Below are 23,738 nucleotides of genomic sequence, written 5' to 3'. Positions count from 1 at the left end.
AATATTGACTTTACTCTGAAGCTCGTTACCTTTAAGTGAACCTATATTGTTAACAAACTTGGCAGGAGGCCCGCGTGAGTCCCGCTCAACCAAATTCCTCACACGTTGCACACGAAAAAGCACCTACACGCTTTCGCTTTTTACATTGGTGCTTTGATGCAGAAAAAGATGAACTTTGGAATGCGCAAACAAAAACAACCAGTAAGCTTGAACCTCAAGTTGCAAGATTACTGACTATTTTACTCACACAACATGGGCAGGTTATCAGTAGAGAGAAACTCAATGAGGCGCTCTGGCCAAATACCATCGTAGAAGCAAATAGCCTCTATCAATTGCTAACGAAACTCCGCAAAGAGCTTAAAGACAATGCGCGCAGTCCTATTTACATCAAAACAGTCCCGAAAAAGGGCTATCTGTTTTTACCTGACATCAATATCGAGCCTGCACAAACGGCGCCGGTAACACAAACGAAGCCTATGGTGGTGAGAGACACCGTTGTATCCAATTCAATGTTTGCTGGTATCAAAGCCAAACTATTCAAGCACTGCTGGTCGCTGCTATTTGCAACAGGAGCGTGCTTTAGCGCAATTGCTTTTTTTTCTACAACGCCCTCAAGTGTGTTACCGCCGAATTATGAAAGACATGATATTACTTACGATCTAGGCGTAGAGTTCAACATCGCAGCACACCAAGACAAAGATTTATTGGCCTACGTAGAAAAATTCAACACCCTGGAAATAACTGACAAATCAGGCAACAAAAGATTTAAACAAACTTTTGATACTCGTATCGCTCATCCCACATGGCATCCTAACGAAGAAAAGCTCGCATTTTGGCAATATTTACAAGATGCATGCATTTTGCACATTAGTGATAGTTCTGCGTCTATTTTACATAGTAGCCAGCCAATTCCCTGCCACTTAGTAACAGCCCCGTCTTGGAAATCCAACGATGAGTTAGTGCTTACAATTACGAATAGACATGGAAATAGAGCATATTTGTATAGACATGAATCCAACCAGCTCGTAAAAATTCCCTTACCTATGCAATCTAGTGAAAGGTACGTCGGTGCAGTTCGCGCTTGGGAAGATCAAATCTACTATTTGATTGTGGACGACACCTTTCAGTCAAGACTGGTTTCACTGGATGGCAAAGTGCATATGACATGGCATTTTCCGCTTTGGCTATTTAATTTTGATCCCGCACAACAAAGTATTATCAGTAATGATGGCAGCGCTCATCACAACCTAATAGGAAAATATCGCAGTGGCCAAACTTACCCAATATTTGCAACGACACAAGGGATGTTTTCGAGCCTGTCCGTAGATAAAAAAGGTGACATATATACAGCAGCAGAAAGCTGGCAAGTTAATATACGCGATGAGTATAACTTACCCATTTTTTCCAGCTCCAGTTACGATTACTTGCCAGTCACCAACAAACTAGGAGAGACGGTCTTTATGTCCCGCCGAACTGGTTACTGCGAAATTTATTTGCACACGGGCAATCAGGTGAAGCAGCTTTCTTTTCATAAAGGGTATGAGTACGTCGACTTTCTAGCTTGGGATCCTAAACTAAGTAAAATTTTGGCTAATCGGGATCGTTTGTTGGTTTTGTACGACAGGAATGATGTATTGACAAGTTTCCACAGCCAACATCAAAAACCGCTTAAACAGTTTGGGTGGCGTAATAATCAAACTCTTTGGTCGAGTGACGGCGTGCATGTAAACACATTCAATTTAGATGGCCACCTGCTCAGCAAAACCAAGTTTGAGTCTGAGTTTATCACCTACCATGTTGAAGAAAAAAGCTGGATAGTGGTTGAAGACGGAAAGTTATATCGTGCCGATTCATTGATCAATTTCCATAAGCAAAAACAACTGTTAGCCGAGCTGCCAGACGAAGCAGTCAATATGATAAGAAACCCTAGACTGAAAAATGGGCAACTTTATTGGCAATCATCTTGGTCTAAAACAGACCTGATTTGGAAAGCGTCCCTTTCAGCTCCCTTTGAAGTCACTAATATTAAAAAAGAGCCTTTGATTTGGCACTATGATATTGCGCCTGATGGTGCACTGCTTGTAGCGAAAATGGAATCTGTTGAATCCGACATCAAGCTAATTAAACCTTTGACACAGTAACTGCTTCAGCTCCAATCAAACCAGCACTACCGCTATGGTACGCTGGTATTTCAAACGTATTAACCCCCTCAATAATGGTCCAATTGAAGGAATAAGCGTGGCGTTATTTTATTCATCTAAATAATAAATACCTAGTTTCTTATTCTGCTCCACAATCATTACACTTTTTAATGATAAAAACGCCTCGACATAACAAAAAACGGTGAAATTTATATGATGCGCTCTAAGTATTTAGCATTAGCCATGCCTTTACTACTCACTGCTTGCTTCGATGGCAGTGACAGTAATATTGAAATTGCAGATCCAACCCCACCTGCTGAAGCAACACAAGTGCCCAACGTAGCACTCACTGAAATTAAAACGCCCGCGCAAACCTTATATCAGCCTGGTCAGCCAATTTCTCTGGAGTTTTCCATAGAGTCAACACTGCTAGACACCCAACATATCGGTGTCACCTTTATGGCTATTCCGAAAGAAAAGGTCGCACAGCTTGAAACTGAAGATCAACCTGAAGGCTTTAACTTGGGAACTCACTACATTGAGCAGTTGCAATCTGGTGTACAGAATCTATCTGCGACACTCATGTTTCCCAATGAGCAAATGCCGAGCGGCGAGTTTTTGATCGCCGCTTACGTAGATAGCGCGAAGATCATCCCAAATGAAGCCGAACTATCCGATAACCGTTCACGAGGTCATGACAGCAATGATTTAACGACTTATGCAGCTGTGACAGTTGATGCTGCTCACTTCCATGACTTTGTACTTGATAGAGCAGTGGTCGGTGACGGTTTTGCGATGTTTCCAGACATTGGTCAAAGGGAAACAACCTCTGAAGGCCAACCTAACCAAAAACGCTCTGATATAATAGGCCATCTCGATGCCAGTAAATTTGGTAATACAGCGAACGTAGCTGAAGTTACAGCAGAAATTATCGTTGATGAGCAATCTTACACTGCGCACTTTTGGCAAGAAGGCAAAGACCATTACGCAGAGAAAATGCACATCTCATTTTCTCAATTTGAGCAAAGTCATTATTTTCCTTATGACATTGCAATAAACGGCGTATTACTGCATAAGATTCAACAAGCGTTTGATCCAAATTCGAGTGACAACACACTACAAATTCGTTTTGCCCTGCATGATACTTCGGAGTTTGAAGAAGCGAATACCAATAACAATACTCTCACCATCGACGTGCCCTACAGCTTGTATCAAGATACAACACCAAGTGATGAACTGCTTGCAAAGCACAATTTACCTAGCTTGTCAGACAATAACACCGCAAACAGAGCATCTCGCAGTGCAGCACCAACACAGGATTTAAGCCTAACGTTGTCGCAGCAAACCGACGAACAGTTTGTACTCTTAGACTTGTTTGGTAATACCTATGGTGACAAGTCAAAAGTAGCCGTTGTGCCTAGCTTTTTATCACTGATAATCCTAAAAGCGACCGATGGCGGCTATGCATGGGCATCCACAGGTGGTGGGTTTGATCTATACATGTTTGATGACAGTGTCGACCTTTTCTCTGCAGGAGCCAGTGGTATTGCAGATGGTGCTAACGGCACACTCAGCTATGCAATGGGAGTATCATTTCTCGGCAACTCACTGATTGCTGATTCAGACTCGGTAACTGCACTTGATGAAAGCTACACACATGACTGGAGTGAAGAACAGAAGCTATTTTCTGCCACATTTACCATTGCGATTGTGCCTGTCAGCGTATCAGCAGGCGTTAAAGGTGAAGTGGGTGTTGGCACAGAACTAAAATATGAAGAGCAACGCTTTAGCATTGGTGGTGACGTGCTCACAGCAAGCTTAGATGCATATGCTACAGCAGGTATCGATTTGCTAATTGCCAGTGGTGGCATTGGTATTGATTTCCTCATTATTTCTGAAACCTTGTCGGCGACAGCGTACACCGATATAAGTAAAGCGATCAGTGATTCTGAGATCAGCTATGGCATCGATATTAGTAACCACATGAAAGCCATAGAAGGTGAGCTATACCTTTGGGTTAAATATCCAGGTTATGAGTTCTGCTGTTCATTTCCAACCAAAACAGCAACGAAGACTCTTTATGATACGGGTGCCCTGTATAATAAGACATGGCAAATGCTAGATTATAGCGATAGCTTCAAATTTTAATTGAGTAAAGTATGAATCGGGTTATTCCACCATTACTTTGCACACTGATGCTGCCTTTTGGCAGTGTCAGTGCCAGCCAAGACTGTGCGCGCTGGGGCGATTTTTCAACGCATGCAAATACCAAAATGACAACACTGAACACCCCAAGCCAAAACCGCTTATCCGTAACAGGGCAGCTGGTTTATCGCCCTCTGCTGATGAGCGATAAGTTTTATTGGCTTGGGCTGCAACTTTCTTCAGCAAAACTCATCTTGGACGATACTGATATTCAGGCCCGCTATTACAGCGTCCCATTTGCAATTAAAATTGCATTACACTCCGGTGATATTTTAGGCTATCACTTTGCCGCCAAACTAAAGCCTGAAGATGAGCAAAAGCTGATAGCGATTTATCAGCAATTTCATATCGAGCACCTAAAAAATTATAATTTACAAAGCCCCAAAATTATTGAAGAAAGTGATAATTTAGGACGTTATACAGTTCGATATCAAAGGCTTGAAAATGGTGCAATTGAAAAGCATAAGCTGCAATACACTATGACAACGCAAGGCTCACAATTATTCGCGTTTAAAAAGCCTGAAATAAAACAAGACACTTTTACATTTACCACGTCAGAGTGCTGGATTGAAAGGTTCAACGGGCTCAACAATACACGGGTAGAAAGTGATAAAGGTGACATCCGAATTGATGTCACCCAAACCATAAAGTACGTCTCTAAACTTGAGCCCATTGCCACAAATATTGCATTGATGTCTCTGCCTATGGATCCTCATAAATGGCCACAACTCTCAGTGGAAAGTGTTTACCCGAAACCTTTGCCCGTACCACTAAGCAGCGAAAAAGCCTTTAGCGCTTTACTACTTAATCAAGATTTACGAGCATTATCCAGCGACGAGTTACTCCAACTGCTATACGACAATCAAATTTATCTTGCCTCATTGCATGCTTTAATTAAACAGCAAGCCTTTGAGGATAAACAGCTTAGCCGGTTACTGTTAATGATCGGTAAAAGTGATTCTGTCTATGCTCAAGAGTTACTCGGCACGCTATACCTCGACTCTGAATTAGATAAGAACCAGCGCTTTCGAAGCTTAATGGCATTGAAATATGCACAACAGCCACTGCCTGAGACATTAATCGACAAGTTATTTGACCACATTGACAGCGATGAACTCACTCAAACTGATACAAAGTTGGCACGAACAGCTTTAATGGTGATGGGCATTATTGCCAAGAATCAAGCTAATAGTAATTTTGCAGAGCAATTAACTGCCTCACTGGCAGATAGGCTTGTGACCACCCGTGATACGTATAAACAGGCAACGCTGTTAAACGCACTAGGTAATAGTGCAGATTCAACACACCAAGAAAGCATTTCTAAATTTTTAGACAACAACAATGCTACGCTACGTGCTACAGCCGCCCAAGCACTCGGAAAAATGCCCAATGATGTTAGCCTTAGCTATATTGAAAAGTCATTGAAGACAGAATCAAACAGCAAAGCCAAGCAGGCGTTACTATCTGCCATGGGCAATAATCAGCTCAGTGAAGCCCAAGTAGAGGATGTCTTAAAGTTTGCACAAAAGCATCAAGGAAATGAAGTGCGCGTTGCTGCTATCAACGCCGTAGCCAAACAAAGCAATCATAAAAAGGATGTGATAGAACAACTTAAACCACTATTGAAACAAGAGCGTGATCAACAAGTCCTGAGAGCTCTCATGCAAGCCATACACGGGAATAAGTAATCTTTAAAGGGGCTATAAGGTCCCTATTTCCCCATCGCCTTTACAGCGTTATAGACAAGCAATAATAGCGACCACATCAAACAAACAGCACACCTAGCTAAAACAGAACAGAAAACGAACTCGCTAAAGCATCAAAGATAACTAAAAAGAGAAATTTATTTGAGAGAAATTTTTAATAAAATGAATAGAGAATTTGAAGCTTTCATGAAATGGCGGAGTGGACGGGACTCGAACCCGCGACCCCCGGCGTGACAGGCCGGTATTCTAACCAACTGAACTACCACTCCGCAGTGGTATATATGTTCTTTAAGATATCAAATGGCGGAGTGGACGGGACTCGAACCCGCGACCCCCGGCGTGACAGGCCGGTATTCTAACCAACTGAACTACCACTCCGCAGAGATATCTTTTTACGCTAAATGGCGGAGTGGACGGGACTCGAACCCGCGACCCCCGGCGTGACAGGCCGGTATTCTAACCAACTGAACTACCACTCCGCAGTAAGCGTATTGTCATATTTTTTTGCTAAAACACTAAAAAGCCAAATGGCGGAGTGGACGGGACTCGAACCCGCGACCCCCGGCGTGACAGGCCGGTATTCTAACCAACTGAACTACCACTCCAAGTGATTTAGCTTACTTCTTTTGATAGATGGCGGAGTGGACGGGACTCGAACCCGCGACCCCCGGCGTGACAGGCCGGTATTCTAACCAACTGAACTACCACTCCAAAGAAGTAATGCACATATGTAAGCGGTTGGCGGAGTGGACGGGACTCGAACCCGCGACCCCCGGCGTGACAGGCCGGTATTCTAACCAACTGAACTACCACTCCAGCTTACATCGCAATACAAAATTAAATGGCGGAGTGGACGGGACTCGAACCCGCGACCCCCGGCGTGACAGGCCGGTATTCTAACCAACTGAACTACCACTCCGCGACAATTTTGTATTTCACTGACAAGGTGTGCTCCCTGACAGCGGCGTGAATAATACGAATGACCCCTTTCAGAGTCAACTATTTTTTTGAAAAAAACTGCATTTTTAGCGTTTATTGACATTACTCGCTGAAAATTGCAGCAGCTTGCCTATTCTACAAGCAAGTTTGAAGTAGCGATGCGCAAAAACAACTAATATCAGGATCTGAGCAACGATTTTACTATTATCAACTTTTGTCATCTGACATTGATAAGCTCAGTACATCTCCAGAATCGGAGCCGTCTGTGTTTTCTTTTTCCGTACCCTCTCCACCTGGCTCTAATTCATCTAAATCCATTTTTTGCTTCTTCTTCAAAAATGGAATGGAGGTAGGCAATGGAATTGAAAATTTCAGAGGCTTGTTTTGTACAAAAACCCTGATCACAAGCCAACCTAAAAGCAACACCAATAAATTCCCAGCAACCACAATAGAAACGATTAAAGCAGTATTAACTTCCGGCTCTTCAGGTTCTTCTGGACGCATCAGTTCTTCAGGCGTGATGGGTTTTGTTAATTCTGGTACTTTCTCAATTGGCCGTTCTATCTCAAAATTATAATCGGGGATAGAAGCCATAAATTCGCGGCCATTGATATTTTCACCAAATGCAGCTAACTGAACGCTATAGCGCCCCCAATCATAGTTTTTAATTTGCAGCTGGCGATAAAAACGCTCTTCTTCATTTAGGGTATAAACCTGCTCTTCCCCATTTGGGTAGAGTATCTTGCCTTGCAATATCACCGTTTCTGGTTTGATAATTTCCCTATTTAGTTTAATCACCAGTTCATGTTCAAACTCTTCATCATCAGCAAGCTGCAGTTCAAAAGTAAAGGGGGGCTCGGCAATGACAATGGGTTCCTTCACTACACGGCGTTTGAGTATGGGGGTTTCTATAAAAAACTCAGGCTGCCACTCTCCAGCAGGGAAAGTTAACTTAAATTCTCCGGTAAATACGCCATCCAATGGCCTTTCGTCAAAGTCTCTACCATCATCTTTAAAGTCAGTGACACTTTGTGTACCAGCGCCGAAATTTGCATACGCCTCATTATTCGTGCTGACAAACTCAACAAACAATGTAACAACATCTCGAAAATAACCGACATCGATTGGTTGGCCATCATTGGTAACCTTGCCATTGACTTTAAGCATCTCACCGCGGAATAACAAAGGAGGCAATGGGTCAACAACGAGTTCGATATCCCCAAGTACCATAATTCGGCTATCATTTTTAATTTGGCCGAGTACTTGCCAGGGCCCTGGCATAGGCTTATCAATGATAATTAAATCGTAGCTGATTTCGTCAAACCACTCTAATGATTCATCTTTGACGGCATGAATAGAATAGATTTTACTGCCATCGGGACGAACTAACACGACGGCAGGAGCACCTGTGGCTCTAAAGAACAACAGAGTAATTTTGTCTACATTGTGATCAATACGAAAGCGGTTGTCTAATAGAGGGATCTCATTGGATACTCCATCGCGTTCTAGCATAGTAATATCTGGGGTTTCAGCTAGAGCGCTTAAACTAACAAAAATGCTAAAAACCGCTATCCAAATTCGCATTGATAATTACCTCTTTATTGCTGCCATAAGCTTTGTCCACATGCTTTATTGACAATTTCCATTCGCTCTGAGTGCGCCATTTCTTCTTCTTCGCTGGCATGAAGTACACGCAATGCTGGTCTATCTGCCGCCAGCCTTCGAATACCGCCAGTACCAGTTTGCTGGGTCCCACCTGCTTGTTGCGCTAAATTTAACTTCTTCTGTCCACCCGTCATTGCCAAATAAACATCTGACAAAATCTCTGAATCCAGTAATGCGCCGTGTAGTGTTCGTTTTGAATTATCTATGTCATAACGTCGACACAACGCATCTAAGCTATTCTTCTGACCAGGATGCAAGTTACGCGCCATAACAAGCGTATCTAACACGTCACACACATCATCTGTCGCTGGGAACCCTTGGTTTAGCATTGCGAATTCGTGGTCCATAAAGCCGACGTCGAACGGCGCATTGTGGATCACCAGTTCTGCGCCTTCGATATAATCAAGAAATTCTTGCGCCACTTGATGGAAGAATGGTTTGCCACGCAGAAATTCATTGGTAATACCGTGAACATCGATAGCTTCTTCTTCGATGTCTCGCTGAGGATTAATATAAACATGGAAGTTGTTGCCTGTGAGCCGTCTGTTCACCAGTTCAACACACCCTATTTCGATGATTCTATGTCCGGCTTTGGGATCGATGCCGGTGGTTTCTGTATCCAGAATTATCTGACGCTTTGCCATGGTTAATAATCTCTAAACTGCATTTGTCTCTTTACGTTTTTATTTTAACTTACTTTCGCCTTCGTGACATTGCCTAATCTCCTTCCCTTTTCAATCTCAGGGTTTGGAACAACTATATTCCTCCTTGTAAGTCTCCTACTGCGAGAAACTAACTATTCAGCTATCAACTCTAGATTGAAGCTTAAATCACTACTATTTGACGAAACTTGTCTCACTTCAACGGCAACAATATTATCTCGTTTTAAGGTAATCGAACTATCCAACACTACCTCATACCAACTATGTTCAATCAGTGAGCCAAGCGCAAAGTTGCCTCCTTGTTTCGCTGACTCAGCAAGCAAACGCCGATGCACCTCCACACCGTTAAGGTAAATGCGCACACCATCATCCACTACTAGCCGAAGCTTAAGCTCATTGATTTTAAGATTTTGGACAAAGCTAAACTTGTGGCGAAAATAGTGTGCTAAAACAGGTTGTCCCTCATGTTCTTTGGCTAAAATGGTCTGTTCATCTCCCTCACCATATCCCAGCTGCCCTTTTCCAGAGGACCAACCCGAATCATCAAAGTCCATTTTTACCCATTCTTCATTTGGCGGCTGCGGCAAGTCATAATATTTCCATGACGCATTGACGGGAATCAAAACCGAGGTGGCATAGCAAACTGACCAACCGACACTTAGCCATATAAAGCCCATAGCTTTAATTAAATTTCTCATTCTTCCAATATTATTTAACACCGAACCTAAACCATACCTATTTGATATTTATAAGTAAAAAAGCCAATCAGTTTATATCATGTTATATCAATCTATATCACCAGCAATATTTCACCTTTTGGGACAAAGTGAAAGTGAGTAAACCAATTTGCTCACCACATAACTAACAACAAAACAGGTTCAAGAACGATGAAAACAACACTAAGGAATATCATGTTTGCGACTGGTTTAATTTGCGTCCCCACAGTTGGGATGACTGCAAATTTAACCCGCGGCCCTTATTTGCAAATGACCAGCGAAAGCCAAGTAACAATTCGCTGGAATACAGATGAAAACACCCCTACCAGCCTGCGTTATGGAAAATCATTAGATCAACTACAAACTTTTGAAGTCGAACACTTACCTACGACGAAGCACGAAGTCACCATAGACAATCTAGATCCCAATGAAAAGTACTTTTACGCCATCTATGATGAGCAACAACTTTTGAGCGGCAAAGATCAAAATACTTTCTTTAAAACTGCGCCTGTAAAGGGTTCTAAAGAAAAAATTAGAATTTGGGTTCTCGGCGATCCCGGCCGAGCGGGCACAGATCCAGATACGAATGCGCAAAAAATTGTCCGTGATGGCTATTTAAAGTTTGCAGCAAATCAGGCTCCTGATTTTTGGATGATGTTAGGGGATAACGCCTATGACGACGGTACTATCATCGAGTACGACAATGCTGTTTTTAATCAGTATCCAAATTTATTGAAGCAGTCACCCCTTTGGCCGATCATGGGCAATCATGATAACCGCTCTGCAGATGTTAATACTCAAACAGGTGGGTTTTACGACCTTTTTACACTTCCTACCAATGGACAGGCCGGAGGCGTCCCTTCTTCGCACGAAGCTTACTACTCATTTGATTATGGTAATGTGCATGTTGTGGTATTGAACTCGTCCGACAAAGAACACTACAAAGAATCAAGTGCTATGTTGGAGTGGCTGAAGCAGGATTTAGCTGCCAATTCCAGTGAATGGCTTATCGCAACCTTCCATCACCCAGTTTATGGCAAAAGTGGTCACGACTCCGATGAGGCGGAGAATATGATTTATATGCGAGAACGCTTTTTACCCATACTAGAACAGTACGGTGTGGATCTCGTGATGGCAGGCCATAATCACTTCTATACCCGCTCAGTGCTAATGGCTGAGCACTATGGCATGTCAAATACCTACAACCCTACAAAGCACATCGTTCAACATGGCGCAGGGCAACCTGATAAAGACGGCGCCTATCACAAGCAACAAGGTCACAAAGGTGCGGTTTTTATTACCCATGGTGCCAGTGCTGGCAGTGGACGAGGATATGCTCGACTGGTGAGGGCAGATGAAATTGCCAGCGATAAGCGGCACCCCAGTGACTACATATATGGTGGCAGAGGTTCAATCGTGCTTGATATTGAAGATACCACGCTCAATGCAAGTGTGATTGGCCCGCAAGGAGACATCGTAGATTATTTTACACTGCATCATAGCAACGGTGAGCCTAGTAACATTCCCCCTGAAGTAAAAATGCACATACCAACACAACTAGCTTTACTGGAGTCGGGACGGTTTAATAGCGAAGGCTCTGTCGATAAAGACGGTAATATTGTTAAATACCTTTGGCAATTTGGCGATGGCAATAGTAGCTCATTGGCCAACACCACACATCACTATACTGAAGCCGGAAATTTTGCCGTCAGCTTAACAGTGACAGATAATCAAGGTGCCAGTGCCAGTATCAATAGCCGTATTTCCGTTACAACTTCTAAAGATACACCGCTGCAACACAATGTACCGACAACAGTATCTGGCAGCGCAAAAGACGCGTTGTATTTTTCCTATGAGGTTTCGGATACGTCAAAACCTTTGACCGTATCCATAACTGGTGGTCAAGGAGATGCAGATCTGTATGTTAGGCGCAGTGAGCGACCTACTCAAACAACGTTCGATTGTCGCCCGTATAAAAACGGCAATTCAGAGACATGTGAGTTCTCTGAAACACGCACAGGGCGCTATTTAATTATGGTGTACGGCCACAAATCATTTTCTGACGTTACTTTATTAGTTAAACAAGACCAACCTACCCAGTTACGCCCCAGCGCCGATGCAAACGGTCCGTATCAGAATACTGTAGGCATGCCTATTCAGTTTAACAGTTCAGGTAGCTTAAACCCCAACCAAGGATCGTTTAGTTATTACTGGCAGTTTGGTGATGGCAACACAAGCACACAACCGTCACCAACCCATACTTATCATGAAGTAGGTTCATACACTGCAACGCTCACAGTTTCGACAGAAGATGGACTCAGTGATTCCGACACTGCCACCGTTAATATTGCAGAGGAAAATAACTTAGTAGATAGCTGTGCGCAAGGCGCAGAACCACATCAACAAGGTAGACTTACAGTGAACACAACATATTGCCTTACCAATTTGAACAGTTCAGGCCAATTACAGTATCAAGTTTATATTGATGAACAACATATTGGACAAGAGCTATTGATAGAAACAGGACACGGCAATGGCAACGCAGACATTTACTATCGCTACGCCCAGCGCCCGTCTCAAACTCACTGGGATGCCCGTAACATCGAGCTAGGTAACAACGAAAAGTTAACAGTCAAAACAATTCAAAAAGGCTGGCACTACATTCATATTCACACAACACAGAGCTTCCATAATGTGTCGTTAAGCGTGTCAATCAAATAAGCACATTACTTTAGGAGGCAAGTTTGTTACTTGCCTCTTCATTCACGTTAGGTTTAATCGCCAATTACCTCAAAAAACCATAAAGTAGCGGCTCATTCTATTTTAAGTGACTATTTTTCAAAGTTTAACTGTGTGCGATTACCTTGCATATCTGCCCGCCAATATCGCCCTTTGTCAATCAATAGTAGTTCGCCTTTGTGGCCTAATTTGATACTGCTATCTATTCCTATTATCCGACCGTTATAACGACTAACGACTTCCTTATGTGAGGTGTGACCAACAATGAAACGCTCAACAGAAAAGTGCGCCTGTAACTGAGCAAAATTCGCACTAGGTGTCTCTGAAAAAAAACCTCGATACCATAATGGGCCATCAGTACCGTATAAAAATCGCCCCAGATCGCTGCGCCCTTGTGAACCTTGCTCTTTTACCACCAGCTCTTTTCGGAATATTCTGTTCATCTCTTTTAACGATAAATTAAGCTTTAGCGTCTCAGGATGCAAACCACCATGTAAAAACAGATTGCCATTTATCTCAACGACTGTATTTTTCTGCCTTAGCCACCGTCCCAGCACACTATTTTTTGAGAAGAGTTGTTCAAATGGCTGGGCCAAAACCATCGCGGTTTGACGATACTTTATATGTAAATAACGAAGATCCCCATTAAGCACCATCGCTTCATGATTACCTAGTAGAAAGTGGACTCTCCCACCAGCTTTCAATGCCTCCGCTTCGAGCCACTTAATGTACCAAAGGGTTTCTGTTACTTGGCTGCCACGATCAAAAATATCGCCCGTGATAACTAAGTGGCCTTTATTAAATATCCAGCGGCCATTTTGATCAACAACTTGGTTTGCCTTCAATAACTGCATCATAATTGTATGCTGGCCGTGTATATCACTTAGGGCCACAACCGGAAAATCACCTTTATAGTGAGTATCGTTGGGTTCAATTGGTGTTAAATTTAGCTTGATTTGCTGACCACAATAGTCAAAGTCTTTTCCCTCAACAATCATGAATTCCCGCTTTTCCCCATCACAAATCTGAGCAGCTTTGTAGCCGTCTTGGTGTATAAAGACATAAGGGCCGTCGTTAAACCCTGCCATACACTCTAGTGAAAGCAATAAACTTATCAGCCCTAAAATTCCTTTGCTTTTTCTATACATTTTGGCCTCATTGTAGATAGTGTGAATAAGTTGATTTTGCCATGAGCAATAATAGGTGCTTGTAAAAGCCTTTATACGCTATCAGCAATATCATTAAGCCACTAGCAACACAGCCATTATCCAGAAACAATAAAAGTAATAAAAACAGAACCTTAAAAAACAATTATGTTTTATCATGTAATATCATGGAAAAATCGCGCCTAAGTTAGGTAATCTTGAGCCTATCACTGTGTTGTGTCAGTGCGCATATTGACGCTCTGAAAAGTACATTACTCACTGGCTATGGTAGGGTCCATGCTCAATAAATATCACATTTTCAACTTGTTATGATTCACCATAAGCATGTAATTCTTGATCATTTTATGGTTAATGATTGGGTTATAGATTGTAAAAGGTTCACTGCAACGCGCGCGCAACTGCAAGCGCGACTAGAGCCAAAGGCAGCACTTATTTTACAGTATTTAGCCTCTCGACCTGGTGAAGTAATAAGCAGAGAAGAGTTATTTCAGGTTTTCTGGCCAAATCAAGTCGTCACTGAAGACGCCTTAAACAGAGTTATTTTCACATTGAGAAAGACGCTTAACGACAGCTCCACCGAGCCGCAGTACATAGCCACCATACGAAAAAGTGGATATCGGCTCGTCGCCGAAGTAAAAGTCCCCCCCTCGCCAAAAATCAGTTCAAAGGTGCTGGCTTTTTCAAGCCTATTGGTTTTTCTTGCGGGTGCTTTATTTATATTTTCTTCAATAAAGCCCACCGCAAATGGGCTGCCACTCAAGCTTAAATTAACTGGTGAACTTCACCGACTGACATATAGCACCAAGACCAAACATATGCCTCACTTGAGCGAAGATGCAAAACATTTAACGTACCTCGAGTTAGACAAAAAAACAGGTAATACCTTGGTGCTGATGTCTGTATCAGATGATAAAAAAGTTTACTATCACGATGCCCATCTTGAATTTTCATTTCCCATCATTTCCCCCGCCTCAAGTGGTGTATTTTCTATCACGAAAAACTTACGTTCGCCTATCAGCTACGCTATTTCTTTGACGGATTTTGAGAACAGTAGAACAAGGCCAATATTTACACTCAAAAGTGAAAGTACAGGATTAAGTTATCATCCCCAAAGTAAGTCCTTAGTATTTACGCAAAGGGCCGCACCTTTTGTTGCACATAAAGTAACTTTATACGACCCACTGTTGAGTACAACCAAAACGCTCTCTTCACCACCAACAGGGCAATCAGATACACAGCCTATCTTTTCTCCTTCTGGAAAAAAAATCGCGTTTTTGCGCTCCAAATCTTCAAATGAACTGGCAGTTTACTCAGTTACTTTAGATGGAAAAGAGCAACAGCTAACTCAGTTTCAAAATCAGATCACCGCATTTGATTGGCTAGATAACAACCGTATTGTATTTTCGAATGAGCATGGGGTCTTTTTGTTAACATACGAAGGGAAGATATCTCGCCTGTTCACTCCGTCCCCAGATCAACAAGTCACATCGATTCAACTGGCCTATAAAACCAATCAGCTATTGCTTACTCTGCAACATGCCAGCTCAATTGGAAAAGCTGTTGATTTTACAACAAAACGACAAACACATGCGTTAACGCTATCTAATGGGCTAGATAGCGAATTTGCTATAAGTCCAAATGCAGCGAAGATGGCGTTTGCTTCAACGCGAGAAGGCTACAAAACCCTGTGGTTCAGACACAACAACCACTTAAGAAGCATTAATAATACCCGCTTCGACGATATTTATGATCTTGCATGGTCCGATAACAGCGAACAATTAGCTGCTGTCGTTAAGCACAATGCGCAATATGGGCTTCTGCTCTTTAATTTCGTCACCGATCAGTTCGATGTTCACTGGCAAGACAAAATACCATTACATGTGATTGGTTGGGATAAACACAATCAAATATGGCACGCAAAGTTAACCGGACAAGATTGGACGTTAGCGCAATATAACCCGATCCAACGAACAACGACCGAATACCCAGCTATTAATGCATATCAGGCGAGGTTCACTTTGAACAAAGAGAACCTCATATACATCGACGCCACCCACCAAGCTTTGTGGACATGGGATTTCAATTCAGCCCCTAAAAAAGCGGTTCTCCCCCAAAATGTTAACCTGAATAGAAACTGGGATGCTGCACCACATGGGATTTATTATGTTTCTGCTAAGGGCACCTTGAACCACTTCAATGTCCAAAGTGGTGTGATACAGCGATCCTTGACAATAAAAAACGCTTTTTCTTCAAAACATAGGCCACAGGCTCGTTTGTACGGGCTTGTAGGAACACATAAAGTAATAACCTACAATGATTTTTGGTTGTCCAGCTTGCAAGCAACTAAATCGCCTCAATAAACTCCCTAAAGCGTCATCAAGATTGGCATCATAAACTAAACAGCCCGTACTCTTATGGTATGGTTTTTTCTTTTTTTGCATACCGTTGACTGCCTATCTTTGCTATGGTTAGCCTCTATCTGCCCACTCCATATAAAACAGGCGAATTCGTGCAAAAAACCGTAGAAATTTATACAGATGGTTCATGTCTTGGCAACCCAGGCCCGGGAGGCTATGGGATCTATTTAAGTTATCAAGGTCATGAGAAGGAACTACAACAAGGTTACCAGTTAACCACTAACAACCGTATGGAGATGTTGGCTGCAATCGTTGCATTGGAGACACTAACACGCCCTTGCCAAGTGGTGCTTTATACCGATAGTCAATACGTCAAACAGGGAATTGAATCTTGGCTTGCCAACTGGAAGAAGCGCAATTGGAAAACAGCAGCAAAGCAACCTGTTAAAAATGTAGATCTGTGGCAACGCCTTGACACCGCATGTCAAAGACACCAAGTTGAATGGCGTTGGGTCAAGGGGCATGCAGGGAATAAATACAACGAGTTAGTGGATGATTTGGCACGAGATGCCGCCTCACAAAGTGATCTGCTAGAAGACAGTGGTTACCTTGCACAACAGTAATTCGTTAATCACGCGTGCGACTATGTTTTAGCCGTGCGCCCTTTACAGCAGGCGTCCATTTAGGTCTTGCGTGCCACTTGGGCTTTATTGGCGTTAGTGGCGCCACTCGCTTTCTTGCTACCAACAAATAGACGCTGCCCATTGGTTTCAAATAGTGACGGCAAAATCGTCGCCATGGCGCAAACCTCGATAGCCTAGAACCACGAGCGAGAGATGCGTGAATAAAGCGCTCATCAGTGATAATTTCAAAACCCAATAAGTTTAGCCAATCTTTTACGCGTGAAGGAGTAAAAAACCGCCCTGACCACGGCAGTTTTTCCCCGCTAAAAGGAAGCATGTGTGCCAAACCACACAGGCTAAACGGGTTAAACCCGGTGACCACAATATATCCCCCAGGAATTAATGTTCGGTGGGCTTCACGTAAAATGTGGTGGGGATCAGAATGATACTCTAAGCAATGCGACAAAATGCATGCATCAACGCTGTGCTCATAAAACGGTAACTCATCAATTTCGGCTATCACTCCAGCATGAGGTGCACTCGGTGAAATACAAACTTGATGATCTATTGGACTGTCAGACGTGTCCAACTGCCCACTTAAGCAACCAAGTTTGAGCATATGGTATCCAAACATGCGAGGAAGCCACCGTGCCATCCGACGCTCGATTCCCGCTCGCACATATTCACCATGTGGAAAATCTCGCCAAGATTGCGGTATAGGACCTTGCTGAAAACTTAATGCTGGTTTCATAGCGTACGCTCGTTATACTAGTTTACACCTTCACTTTATAGAGCAATGAGTTATGGCGCAAGTTCATCCGATCAATGCATTTAATGATAATTACATTTGGGCCATATGTGAGCCAAAAAACCACGCTACTTGGGTGGTTGACCCGGGGCAAAGTCAGCCGGTTTTACAGTTTCTGACTGAACAAAAACGACAACTTACTGGCATACTAGTGACTCACCACCATTGGGATCATACCGATGGGATAGCCGAGTTGTTGTTAAACTTTCCTGACATACCGGTATATGGACCCAAAGACTCCCCTTTTAAAGGTATTACTCACACATTATCGCAGGGAGACTCGGTCACTATAGCAGGCGAACAGTACACTATAATTCAAACACCAGGTCATACTCTAGATCACATCTGCTATGTCAATGACATACGCGCATTTACCGGTGATACTTTATTTAGTGGTGGCTGCGGCAGGCTGTTCGAGGGGACTGCTGAACAAATGTGGTCTTCTTTGAGCGCCTTGTCTGAGCTACCAGATGCTTGTGAAGTCTATTGCACTCATGAATATACACTCGCTAATTTAGAGTTCGCACATGCCGTCGAACCAGACAACTCGGAACTTAGAACCTATACAACATGGGCCAAACAAAGGCGCGAGCAAGAATTACCAACCTTACCTTCGACCATAGGTAACGAAAGAGCCATAAACCCATTCCTCAGAACCAACTCCAGAAATATATTACGCAGATTGCCGGAGTCTCTCATCGCACCGACCGAGACGCAGTGGCAGGTGTTTGCAAAACTAAGGCTATGGAAAGATAAGTTTTAGCTTCACTCAAACGCATTCAATAATATCTATAGGATATTAAAAGTACCTAGTGCTCAGCTAGGTACTATGTCTAAAATAGATTACGTTGTCTCTATATAGCCGTGTAAAACCAGATTTATTCAACACGCCATTGTAGCGTTCGGCTTTAAAAGTGCAGCAGATAAAGGTAACATTGCCGGGTTTTTGCCCGACAAAAAGAGATTTATGAAAAAGCCACTTCTGATAATTGCGATTGTAAGTTTGCTCTCAGGTTGCCAAACAACTTTTGAACAAACGGAGCCTCAACAAGCCGACCTCTTAGATCATGCCAGTCCGGCGCAAATAAGTGAGGCCTTATCCCATGCTATTCAAGAACCGATTGAGGCCGACGAGCCACCTCCCGTTTTTGATGATGTCTGGGAGCGTATCCGCTATCAGTTGTCGATCCCGGTACCACAAAACCGCCCAGTTGTTGCTGAGAGAAATTACTATCAGCGTCATCAAGCATATTTAGATCGCATCTCTAAACGTGCGGAGCCTTACCTTTATTTCATCGTTGAAGAAGTTGAAAAACGTGAAATACCAATTGAAATTGCCCTACTACCTATTGTAGAAAGTGCCTTTGATCCATTTGGTTATTCTCACCGCAGTGCTTCTGGTATTTGGCAGTTTATGCCACAAACGGGTGAACGTTTTGACCTCAAACAAAACTGGTGGTACGACGGTCGTAGAGATATTGTGCAGTCCACACGTGCCGCTTTAGATTATCTTACATATCTGCATAAAACACTGGATGGAGATTGGTTAAATGCGATTGCTGCCTACAACTCTGGTGAAGGCAGAGTTATGAGGGCGATCCGTAAAAACCGTAAAAAACATCTACCCACTGATTTTTGGTCATTGGATTTGCCAAGAGAAACGACAGCTTATGTCCCCAAGCTATTAGCACTGTCTGATTTACTTATGCGCCAAGATGAGTTTAAAGTTAAATGGAATAAAATAATCAACGCTCAAGTTGTCGATACGGTTGAAGTTGGCACTCAAATCGACTTGGCGTTGGCAGCTGAAATGGCAGGAATAACATTAACTGAACTCTACCGTCTTAACCCTGGCTTCAACCGATGGGCAACCGACCCTAAAGGCCCTCACTCGCTTTTACTGCCAGTAGATAAAATTGAGCAATTCAAAACCACACTGGCCAACACACCAATGCAAGAGCGACTGCGTTGGCAATATTACACCGTTAACAAAGGTGATAGCTTGTCTGTTATCGCCACAAAATTTGATACTAATATCGGTGCAATTAGAACGCTAAATAAGCTGGATAGCAATATCATTCGAGTTGGGCAGCAGCTTTTGGTGCCTCTGAGCGAAGGTGAACTTAAGAGCGAGCATTTGCCAACAGCGGTTAGAAAAGTCGCAAACAAAACCCAACGCAGTAAAAAGCTACATACAGTGAAAAGTGGCGATACACTATGGGATATAAGCCGGGAGTATGATGTTACTATTAAGCAGCTCGCTGCATGGAACAAATTAAAACCGAGCTCTGTATTAAAGCTGGGACAAAAACTTACGATCTACAAAACACAACAGCAAAACAAAACTGCTGGCTTGCAAAGCAAAGAGCGAACAATTACTTATAAAGTACGAAAGGGCGATTCACTGGCAAGAATCGCTAATAAGTTTAATGTCTCGATAAAAGATATTGTGAAGTGGAATTCACTGGCTGGGCAAAAGTACTTGCAACCTGGTCAAAAACTAAAATTAAAGGTTAATGTGCAAACAACCTAATTGCCCATTAACAGAAAAAGGCCACGTATTAGAAACCTGCGTGGCCTTTTTAATGTACTTGTCTAAATCTATAAACTGGCTAGCCAACTTTTGAGCCAAGGCTCAACCGGCTCCCAAGGTTCAAAATATTCCCCAGCGTCTACATCCAACCTCGGCTGCGGAGTTTTAGCATTAAGTTCTTGAACCAAAGCATCAATTTGCCGACCAGCACCACAGTAAGTATCCCCATAGCTACTGTCCCCTAACGCCACAACGCCCACCTGCTTGTCTGTCAACATAGGTAGCTGCGCTTGCATTTGCAAAAACAACGGAAAAAGGCCATCGGGAATGTCCCCTTGCCCAGTCGTTGAAGAAACGAATAACACGTGCTCCGCAGCTTTAAGGCTGTCGATTGTCGGCGACTGGGCAATGTTTGCTTGATGACCCACCGTTTTAATATGAGATTCTATTTGCTCAGCTAAGTTTTCAGCATTGCCGTAGACACTGCCTACAAATAGCGTAATTGACGCCATTATTGATAATCCTTCTCTGTTGATGGCCAACCTAGCTGACGGCAAATATCCAGCATGTCATCACCTAAATTAGCGCGTATTAAAATAGGTTGTTTTGTATAAGGATGTATAAACTTTAGCTCAGTTGCAAATAACATGAGGCGCTGTAACTGAAAATGATCACGGAAAAAGTGGTTATGTTTGTTATCACCATGATTCACATCGCCAATAATGGGCGTAGACAAGTGGTTTAAGTGACGGCGGATCTGATGCTTTCGCCCTGTTTTTGGAAAACACTCTACCAACGAGTAGCGAATGCTAGGGTACTTACCAAACGGGATATCAAGGCTTGCACGATGTAAACAACGCACCATTGTTTGTGCTTCTTGAGGTGCTTTGTCTTGATCAGCAAACTTATCGGCGATTTTATCTAGTTGCTCTTTCAATGGTTTATCAACAAAAACTTCATCTTGCCCATACCCTCTCACAAGTGCCAAGTAACGCTTTTCAACTGTCCCATCAATAAACAATTGATTAATGTCTCTTGCAGCCTCGGAGCTCAAGGCAAATAACAATACGCCACTTGTTGGCCGATCTAAACGATGAACTGGAAAAACATGCTGTCCGAGCTGATCCCGCAGCATTTGCATAGCAAATTGGGTTTCTCGCTTGTCTAAAAAAGAGCGGTGAACCAATAGCCCAGAGGGTTTATTGATGGCGACGTAATTTTCATCTTGGTAAATAATTTCTAGCACGGTTACACTCCACCTTGAGAAATTACAGTGTCTATCTGATTTAAAGTTGAGAGAAGAGCCTGTTGTTGAGCATGGCCTGCGAAAGCGATTTCTGCCATTGGCGCGATTGCTATACTCGTAGGTAGCGGCTGGTTTTCATTTATCATTTGTTGGATTTTGGGGATAAATACAAATTGCAACCACTGCTCAAAACGAAGCGTGTCACAGCAAAACGGTTGTGTTGAAGCTAAAGCTTCTGCATCAATCGGTTCTGATTGCCATAGCTTAGCTTGTTGTAATTGATACGCTAACTCAGTCAGGTGCTGTAAAACTTGTTGGCTCACGGGAGTTCCTCTTACTCTTTACTTCCAAGCGTGAATTATACCATTGAGTGGCCCCTAGAGCATTTAACTTGAGTTGTGCAGACCAACCAAGTCTTACTACAGGACTCAATTACCGTTATAATCGCGCACAACGCAATTTCAAGTGAGTATAAAATGACGGCGCAAATTTCAACTTTAGGTGAGCTATTAACTTCTGCAGGCACTCAGTGGCGTGTCTATGATATTGGTCGTCGAATAACCAAAATTGATAAAAAGCAGTTTGCTCAAATTGAAAATACCCATGTTCCATACCCGTATCCACTGGGAAATCATGCATTTATCGCAATTCAATTTTGGGATAATCAAGCAACACTTGACCCGTATGTGTGGTTTTTAAAGTTTCCACTGGATGAGCAGAGTAAATTAATTGTCGCCAGCCGCGATCATTTCGCCTCCATGGTACTTGAAGCTTTAGGCACACAATTAACTGGCGAAGAGGCTCAAGGAAAACTTGATAACAACCCATACGTGTATACGCCGAATGCAAATAAACTTGCTGCTTTTAACGCGTTGATGAAGTGTGAATTAAAGCGACCGGCATCACAGTATTACGAAACTGTAGAGCACTATTTTGCCAACCCTGAACTGCAAGACTGGCAGAATTTGGCTCTGCAAGGCTTGGCTGATTTTGCAATGCGCCTAGAACACGGCAATAATCAAGCAAACTTAATGTCGCGTTGGACCTCTTTGCCTGAGCAAGTACAAAGCCCACTCGCGGCAATGCTCGAGCACGTCGCTATTTCTACTGAATTGACCGAATTCCTGCAAGCCCAGTTAGAAAAACAAACGCCAGAACATTTAACTGGCAGTATAAACTGCTTGAGATCGATGTCTGGTAGTCATGGTTTAGGTCTCATCGCTCAATCTGTCGACTACCTATTAGATTCAGAACTTGCAGAGCAACCCGACGTATTGCTTACAGTTGCGGGAAGAGGCTGGGAAACACTCACAGATCCACAGCGTTTATATACATTTATGGATAAAGCAGCGCACTGCACTCAAATTGAAGGGCTTTTTGAAAGTATTTTTGCCGATTTAGTTGCAATTCCGATGTTGCGTCCACATGTATTAGGATTATTGAGAGCGCAAAATCGCAGCGAAACACTCTCTAGGGCAATTGGTAGGCTATTTTCATAAATGACAACACTTTGGCTTTTTATACTTATTCTAACGACTTGTGGCTTTTTCTGGTATAGCAGAGAAATAGCCGAGGCTGCTCGTGAACATGCAGCTCAACAAACTGAGAAACTCAATGTGCAGTTGCTCAGCGTTGCTTGCCAAAAAAGGCGCATTGGTGTGCTTAAAAATGGTAAGTTAGGTATAAAAAGTCAATTCCAATTCGAATTTAGCTCAGATAGAGACACCGCTTATAAAGGCGTGTTGTATCTAGAAAATCAAATGTTGATTAAAGTGGATGTGCCACCACACAGAATTGTCGATTGATTTGAAAAGATTTTAAAAATTTGAGTGCTTCGCAGGCACAAAAAAACTAAGGCGTAACCCTTTTTGTCACGCCCCAATCCGACGAATTCCCTTGGAGGTATCCGCTACCTCTGCTTACAACTAACAAGCAAGCCGCCAATTTTCATCTTCCCCTGAACGGGTATATATCCAACACACCCGATCTTCCTCCCTGTCTTCATCCTGTGTGCATCCAGCACTTATATCCACTTCACAAATCCTGTTGTGTGCTTCCTTTTACAAGCATTTCCTATGCTCGTACATCCATTGTATTACGGCAAGCCGATCCTTAATGACATTTCCTATGTCTGCACATCCTGTGCTGTATCCTTTGTCTTCCCGACTCCCCTTCACCTTTTCCTTCGGCGCTCCTAATCCTAATGACATTTCCTATGTCTGCACATCCTGT

Annotated in this window: 18 protein-coding genes and 7 tRNA genes; 10 read left to right on the top strand and 15 right to left on the bottom strand. The window is 42.9% G+C overall.

Annotated features, from left to right (window positions below):
• Nucleotides 1-74: 74 nt before the first annotated feature.
• The 3 genes from N475_RS19500 (at nt 75) to N475_RS19490 (ending at nt 6,034) form a co-directional block, all read left to right on the top strand.
• Nucleotides 75-2,141, top strand: a complete 2,067-nt coding sequence (locus N475_RS19500) for a winged helix-turn-helix domain-containing protein (protein ID WP_063365818.1) — start codon at nt 75-77, stop codon at nt 2,139-2,141.
• A gap of 213 nt (nt 2,142-2,354) precedes the next feature.
• Entirely contained in the window at nt 2,355-4,289 is a 1,935-nt protein-coding gene (locus N475_RS19495) for a hypothetical protein (protein WP_063359291.1), read from the top strand.
• Between the two features lie 11 nt (nt 4,290-4,300).
• Nucleotides 4,301-6,034, top strand: a complete 1,734-nt coding sequence (locus tag N475_RS19490) for a HEAT repeat domain-containing protein (protein WP_063365817.1) — start codon at nt 4,301-4,303, stop codon at nt 6,032-6,034.
• A 210-nt stretch (nt 6,035-6,244) separates the two neighbouring features.
• Here N475_RS19490 and N475_RS19485 read toward each other — a convergent pair.
• The 10 genes from N475_RS19485 to N475_RS19440 form a co-directional block, all read right to left on the bottom strand.
• Nucleotides 6,245-6,321 (bottom strand) — tRNA-Asp (locus N475_RS19485).
• 32 nt (nt 6,322-6,353) lie between these two features.
• Nucleotides 6,354-6,430 (bottom strand) — tRNA-Asp (locus tag N475_RS19480).
• Nucleotides 6,431-6,454: 24 nt separating this feature from the next.
• Nucleotides 6,455-6,531 (bottom strand) — tRNA-Asp (locus N475_RS19475).
• A 49-nt stretch (nt 6,532-6,580) separates the two neighbouring features.
• Nucleotides 6,581-6,657 (bottom strand) — tRNA-Asp (locus tag N475_RS19470).
• Nucleotides 6,658-6,686: 29 nt separating this feature from the next.
• Nucleotides 6,687-6,763: transfer RNA gene (locus N475_RS19465), tRNA-Asp, on the bottom strand.
• Between the two features lie 28 nt (nt 6,764-6,791).
• A tRNA-Asp gene (locus N475_RS19460) sits at nt 6,792-6,868 on the bottom strand.
• Between the two features lie 26 nt (nt 6,869-6,894).
• A tRNA-Asp gene (locus N475_RS19455) sits at nt 6,895-6,971 on the bottom strand.
• Between the two features lie 227 nt (nt 6,972-7,198).
• Nucleotides 7,199-8,575: a TIGR03503 family protein gene (locus tag N475_RS19450; RefSeq protein WP_063359289.1), complete on the bottom strand. Its 1,377-nt coding sequence runs from the start codon at nt 8,573-8,575 to the stop codon at nt 7,199-7,201.
• A gap of 14 nt (nt 8,576-8,589) precedes the next feature.
• Nucleotides 8,590-9,300, bottom strand: coding sequence for a DNA polymerase III subunit epsilon (gene dnaQ, locus N475_RS19445; RefSeq protein ID WP_063359288.1), 711 nt, complete (start codon nt 9,298-9,300; stop codon nt 8,590-8,592).
• Between the two features lie 152 nt (nt 9,301-9,452).
• A complete protein-coding gene (locus N475_RS19440; protein ID WP_063359287.1) occupies nt 9,453-10,016 on the bottom strand; it encodes a hypothetical protein in 564 nt (187 codons plus the stop codon).
• 213 nt (nt 10,017-10,229) lie between these two features.
• On the opposite strand from N475_RS19440, the gene N475_RS19435 reads away from it, so the two are divergent.
• A complete protein-coding gene (locus tag N475_RS19435; protein ID WP_063359286.1) occupies nt 10,230-12,755 on the top strand; it encodes a PKD domain-containing protein in 2,526 nt (841 codons plus the stop codon).
• Nucleotides 12,756-12,865: 110 nt separating this feature from the next.
• Here N475_RS19435 and N475_RS19430 read toward each other — a convergent pair whose 3' ends face one another.
• Entirely contained in the window at nt 12,866-13,921 is a 1,056-nt protein-coding gene (locus N475_RS19430; RefSeq protein WP_063365816.1) for a metallophosphoesterase, read from the bottom strand.
• 362 nt (nt 13,922-14,283) lie between these two features.
• Between N475_RS19430 and N475_RS19425 the strand changes: the two genes are divergently transcribed.
• Both N475_RS19425 and rnhA read left to right on the top strand, forming a co-directional pair.
• Nucleotides 14,284-16,299, top strand: a complete 2,016-nt coding sequence (locus N475_RS19425) for a winged helix-turn-helix domain-containing protein (RefSeq protein WP_162269613.1) — start codon at nt 14,284-14,286, stop codon at nt 16,297-16,299.
• Between the two features lie 149 nt (nt 16,300-16,448).
• Nucleotides 16,449-16,919 carry a ribonuclease HI gene (gene rnhA / locus N475_RS19420; protein ID WP_063359283.1) on the top strand — a complete coding sequence of 157 codons (471 nt, stop codon included), beginning with the start codon at nt 16,449-16,451 and terminating at the stop codon, nt 16,917-16,919.
• A gap of 4 nt (nt 16,920-16,923) precedes the next feature.
• Here rnhA and N475_RS19415 read toward each other — a convergent pair whose 3' ends face one another.
• On the bottom strand, nt 16,924-17,670 hold the full coding sequence (locus tag N475_RS19415) for a class I SAM-dependent methyltransferase (protein WP_063359282.1): 747 nt from the start codon (nt 17,668-17,670) through the stop codon (nt 16,924-16,926).
• A gap of 52 nt (nt 17,671-17,722) precedes the next feature.
• Here N475_RS19415 and gloB point away from each other — a divergent pair, with 52 nt between their 5' ends.
• Together gloB and N475_RS19405 are read left to right on the top strand one after the other, a co-directional pair.
• On the top strand, nt 17,723-18,490 hold the full coding sequence (gene gloB / locus N475_RS19410; protein ID WP_063365814.1) for a hydroxyacylglutathione hydrolase: 768 nt from the start codon (nt 17,723-17,725) through the stop codon (nt 18,488-18,490).
• Between the two features lie 204 nt (nt 18,491-18,694).
• Nucleotides 18,695-20,260: a lytic transglycosylase gene (locus N475_RS19405; protein WP_063359280.1), complete on the top strand. Its 1,566-nt coding sequence runs from the start codon at nt 18,695-18,697 to the stop codon at nt 20,258-20,260.
• Between the two features lie 68 nt (nt 20,261-20,328).
• On the opposite strand, the gene N475_RS19400 is transcribed toward N475_RS19405, so the two are convergent.
• Genes N475_RS19400 through N475_RS19390 form a run of 3 tightly spaced genes read right to left on the bottom strand, consistent with a single transcriptional unit; the run spans nt 20,329 to nt 21,829 of the window.
• Nucleotides 20,329-20,772: a flavodoxin domain-containing protein gene (locus tag N475_RS19400; protein WP_063359279.1), complete on the bottom strand. Its 444-nt coding sequence runs from the start codon at nt 20,770-20,772 to the stop codon at nt 20,329-20,331.
• On the bottom strand, nt 20,772-21,506 hold the full coding sequence (gene truC / locus N475_RS19395) for a tRNA pseudouridine(65) synthase TruC (RefSeq protein WP_063359278.1): 735 nt from the start codon (nt 21,504-21,506) through the stop codon (nt 20,772-20,774). The genes N475_RS19400 and truC overlap by 1 nt, the downstream gene beginning before the upstream one ends.
• A gap of 2 nt (nt 21,507-21,508) precedes the next feature.
• A complete protein-coding gene (locus N475_RS19390; RefSeq protein ID WP_063359277.1) occupies nt 21,509-21,829 on the bottom strand; it encodes a YqcC family protein in 321 nt (106 codons plus the stop codon).
• 153 nt (nt 21,830-21,982) lie between these two features.
• Here N475_RS19390 and N475_RS19385 point away from each other — a divergent pair, with 153 nt between their 5' ends.
• On the top strand, nt 21,983-23,005 hold the full coding sequence (locus tag N475_RS19385; protein ID WP_063359300.1) for a DUF3549 family protein: 1,023 nt from the start codon (nt 21,983-21,985) through the stop codon (nt 23,003-23,005).
• On the top strand, nt 23,006-23,311 hold the full coding sequence (locus N475_RS19380) for a DUF3301 domain-containing protein (protein WP_063359276.1): 306 nt from the start codon (nt 23,006-23,008) through the stop codon (nt 23,309-23,311). It abuts the gene before it with no gap.
• Nucleotides 23,312-23,738 lie beyond the last annotated feature (427 nt).

Source organism: Pseudoalteromonas luteoviolacea DSM 6061 (genome assembly GCF_001625655.1).
Taxonomy (GTDB): domain Bacteria; phylum Pseudomonadota; class Gammaproteobacteria; order Enterobacterales; family Alteromonadaceae; genus Pseudoalteromonas; species Pseudoalteromonas luteoviolacea.
This window is presented reverse-complemented; position numbering and strand designations above follow the sequence as displayed.

Excerpts from the sequence above, each read along its gene's own strand:
- N475_RS19405 (WP_063359280.1), top strand. The coding sequence starts at position 18,695 with ATGAAAAAGCCACTTCTGATAATTGCGATTGTAAGTTTGCTCTCAGGT.
- N475_RS19415 (WP_063359282.1), bottom strand. The coding sequence starts at position 17,670 with ATGAAACCAGCATTAAGTTTTCAGCAAGGTCCTATACCGCAATCTTGG.
- N475_RS19385 (WP_063359300.1), top strand. The coding sequence starts at position 21,983 with ATGACGGCGCAAATTTCAACTTTAGGTGAGCTATTAACTTCTGCAGGC.
- dnaQ (WP_063359288.1), bottom strand. The coding sequence starts at position 9,300 with ATGGCAAAGCGTCAGATAATTCTGGATACAGAAACCACCGGCATCGAT.
- N475_RS19435 (WP_063359286.1), top strand. The coding sequence starts at position 10,230 with ATGTTTGCGACTGGTTTAATTTGCGTCCCCACAGTTGGGATGACTGCA.
- N475_RS19495 (WP_063359291.1), top strand. The coding sequence starts at position 2,355 with ATGATGCGCTCTAAGTATTTAGCATTAGCCATGCCTTTACTACTCACT.
- N475_RS19400 (WP_063359279.1), bottom strand. The coding sequence starts at position 20,772 with ATGGCGTCAATTACGCTATTTGTAGGCAGTGTCTACGGCAATGCTGAA.
- N475_RS19380 (WP_063359276.1), top strand. The coding sequence starts at position 23,006 with ATGACAACACTTTGGCTTTTTATACTTATTCTAACGACTTGTGGCTTT.
- gloB (WP_063365814.1), top strand. The coding sequence starts at position 17,723 with ATGGCGCAAGTTCATCCGATCAATGCATTTAATGATAATTACATTTGG.
- N475_RS19490 (WP_063365817.1), top strand. The coding sequence starts at position 4,301 with ATGAATCGGGTTATTCCACCATTACTTTGCACACTGATGCTGCCTTTT.
- N475_RS19450 (WP_063359289.1), bottom strand. The coding sequence starts at position 8,575 with ATGCGAATTTGGATAGCGGTTTTTAGCATTTTTGTTAGTTTAAGCGCT.
- N475_RS19440 (WP_063359287.1), bottom strand. The coding sequence starts at position 10,016 with ATGAGAAATTTAATTAAAGCTATGGGCTTTATATGGCTAAGTGTCGGT.
- N475_RS19430 (WP_063365816.1), bottom strand. The coding sequence starts at position 13,921 with ATGTATAGAAAAAGCAAAGGAATTTTAGGGCTGATAAGTTTATTGCTT.
- N475_RS19425 (WP_162269613.1), top strand. The coding sequence starts at position 14,284 with ATGGTTAATGATTGGGTTATAGATTGTAAAAGGTTCACTGCAACGCGC.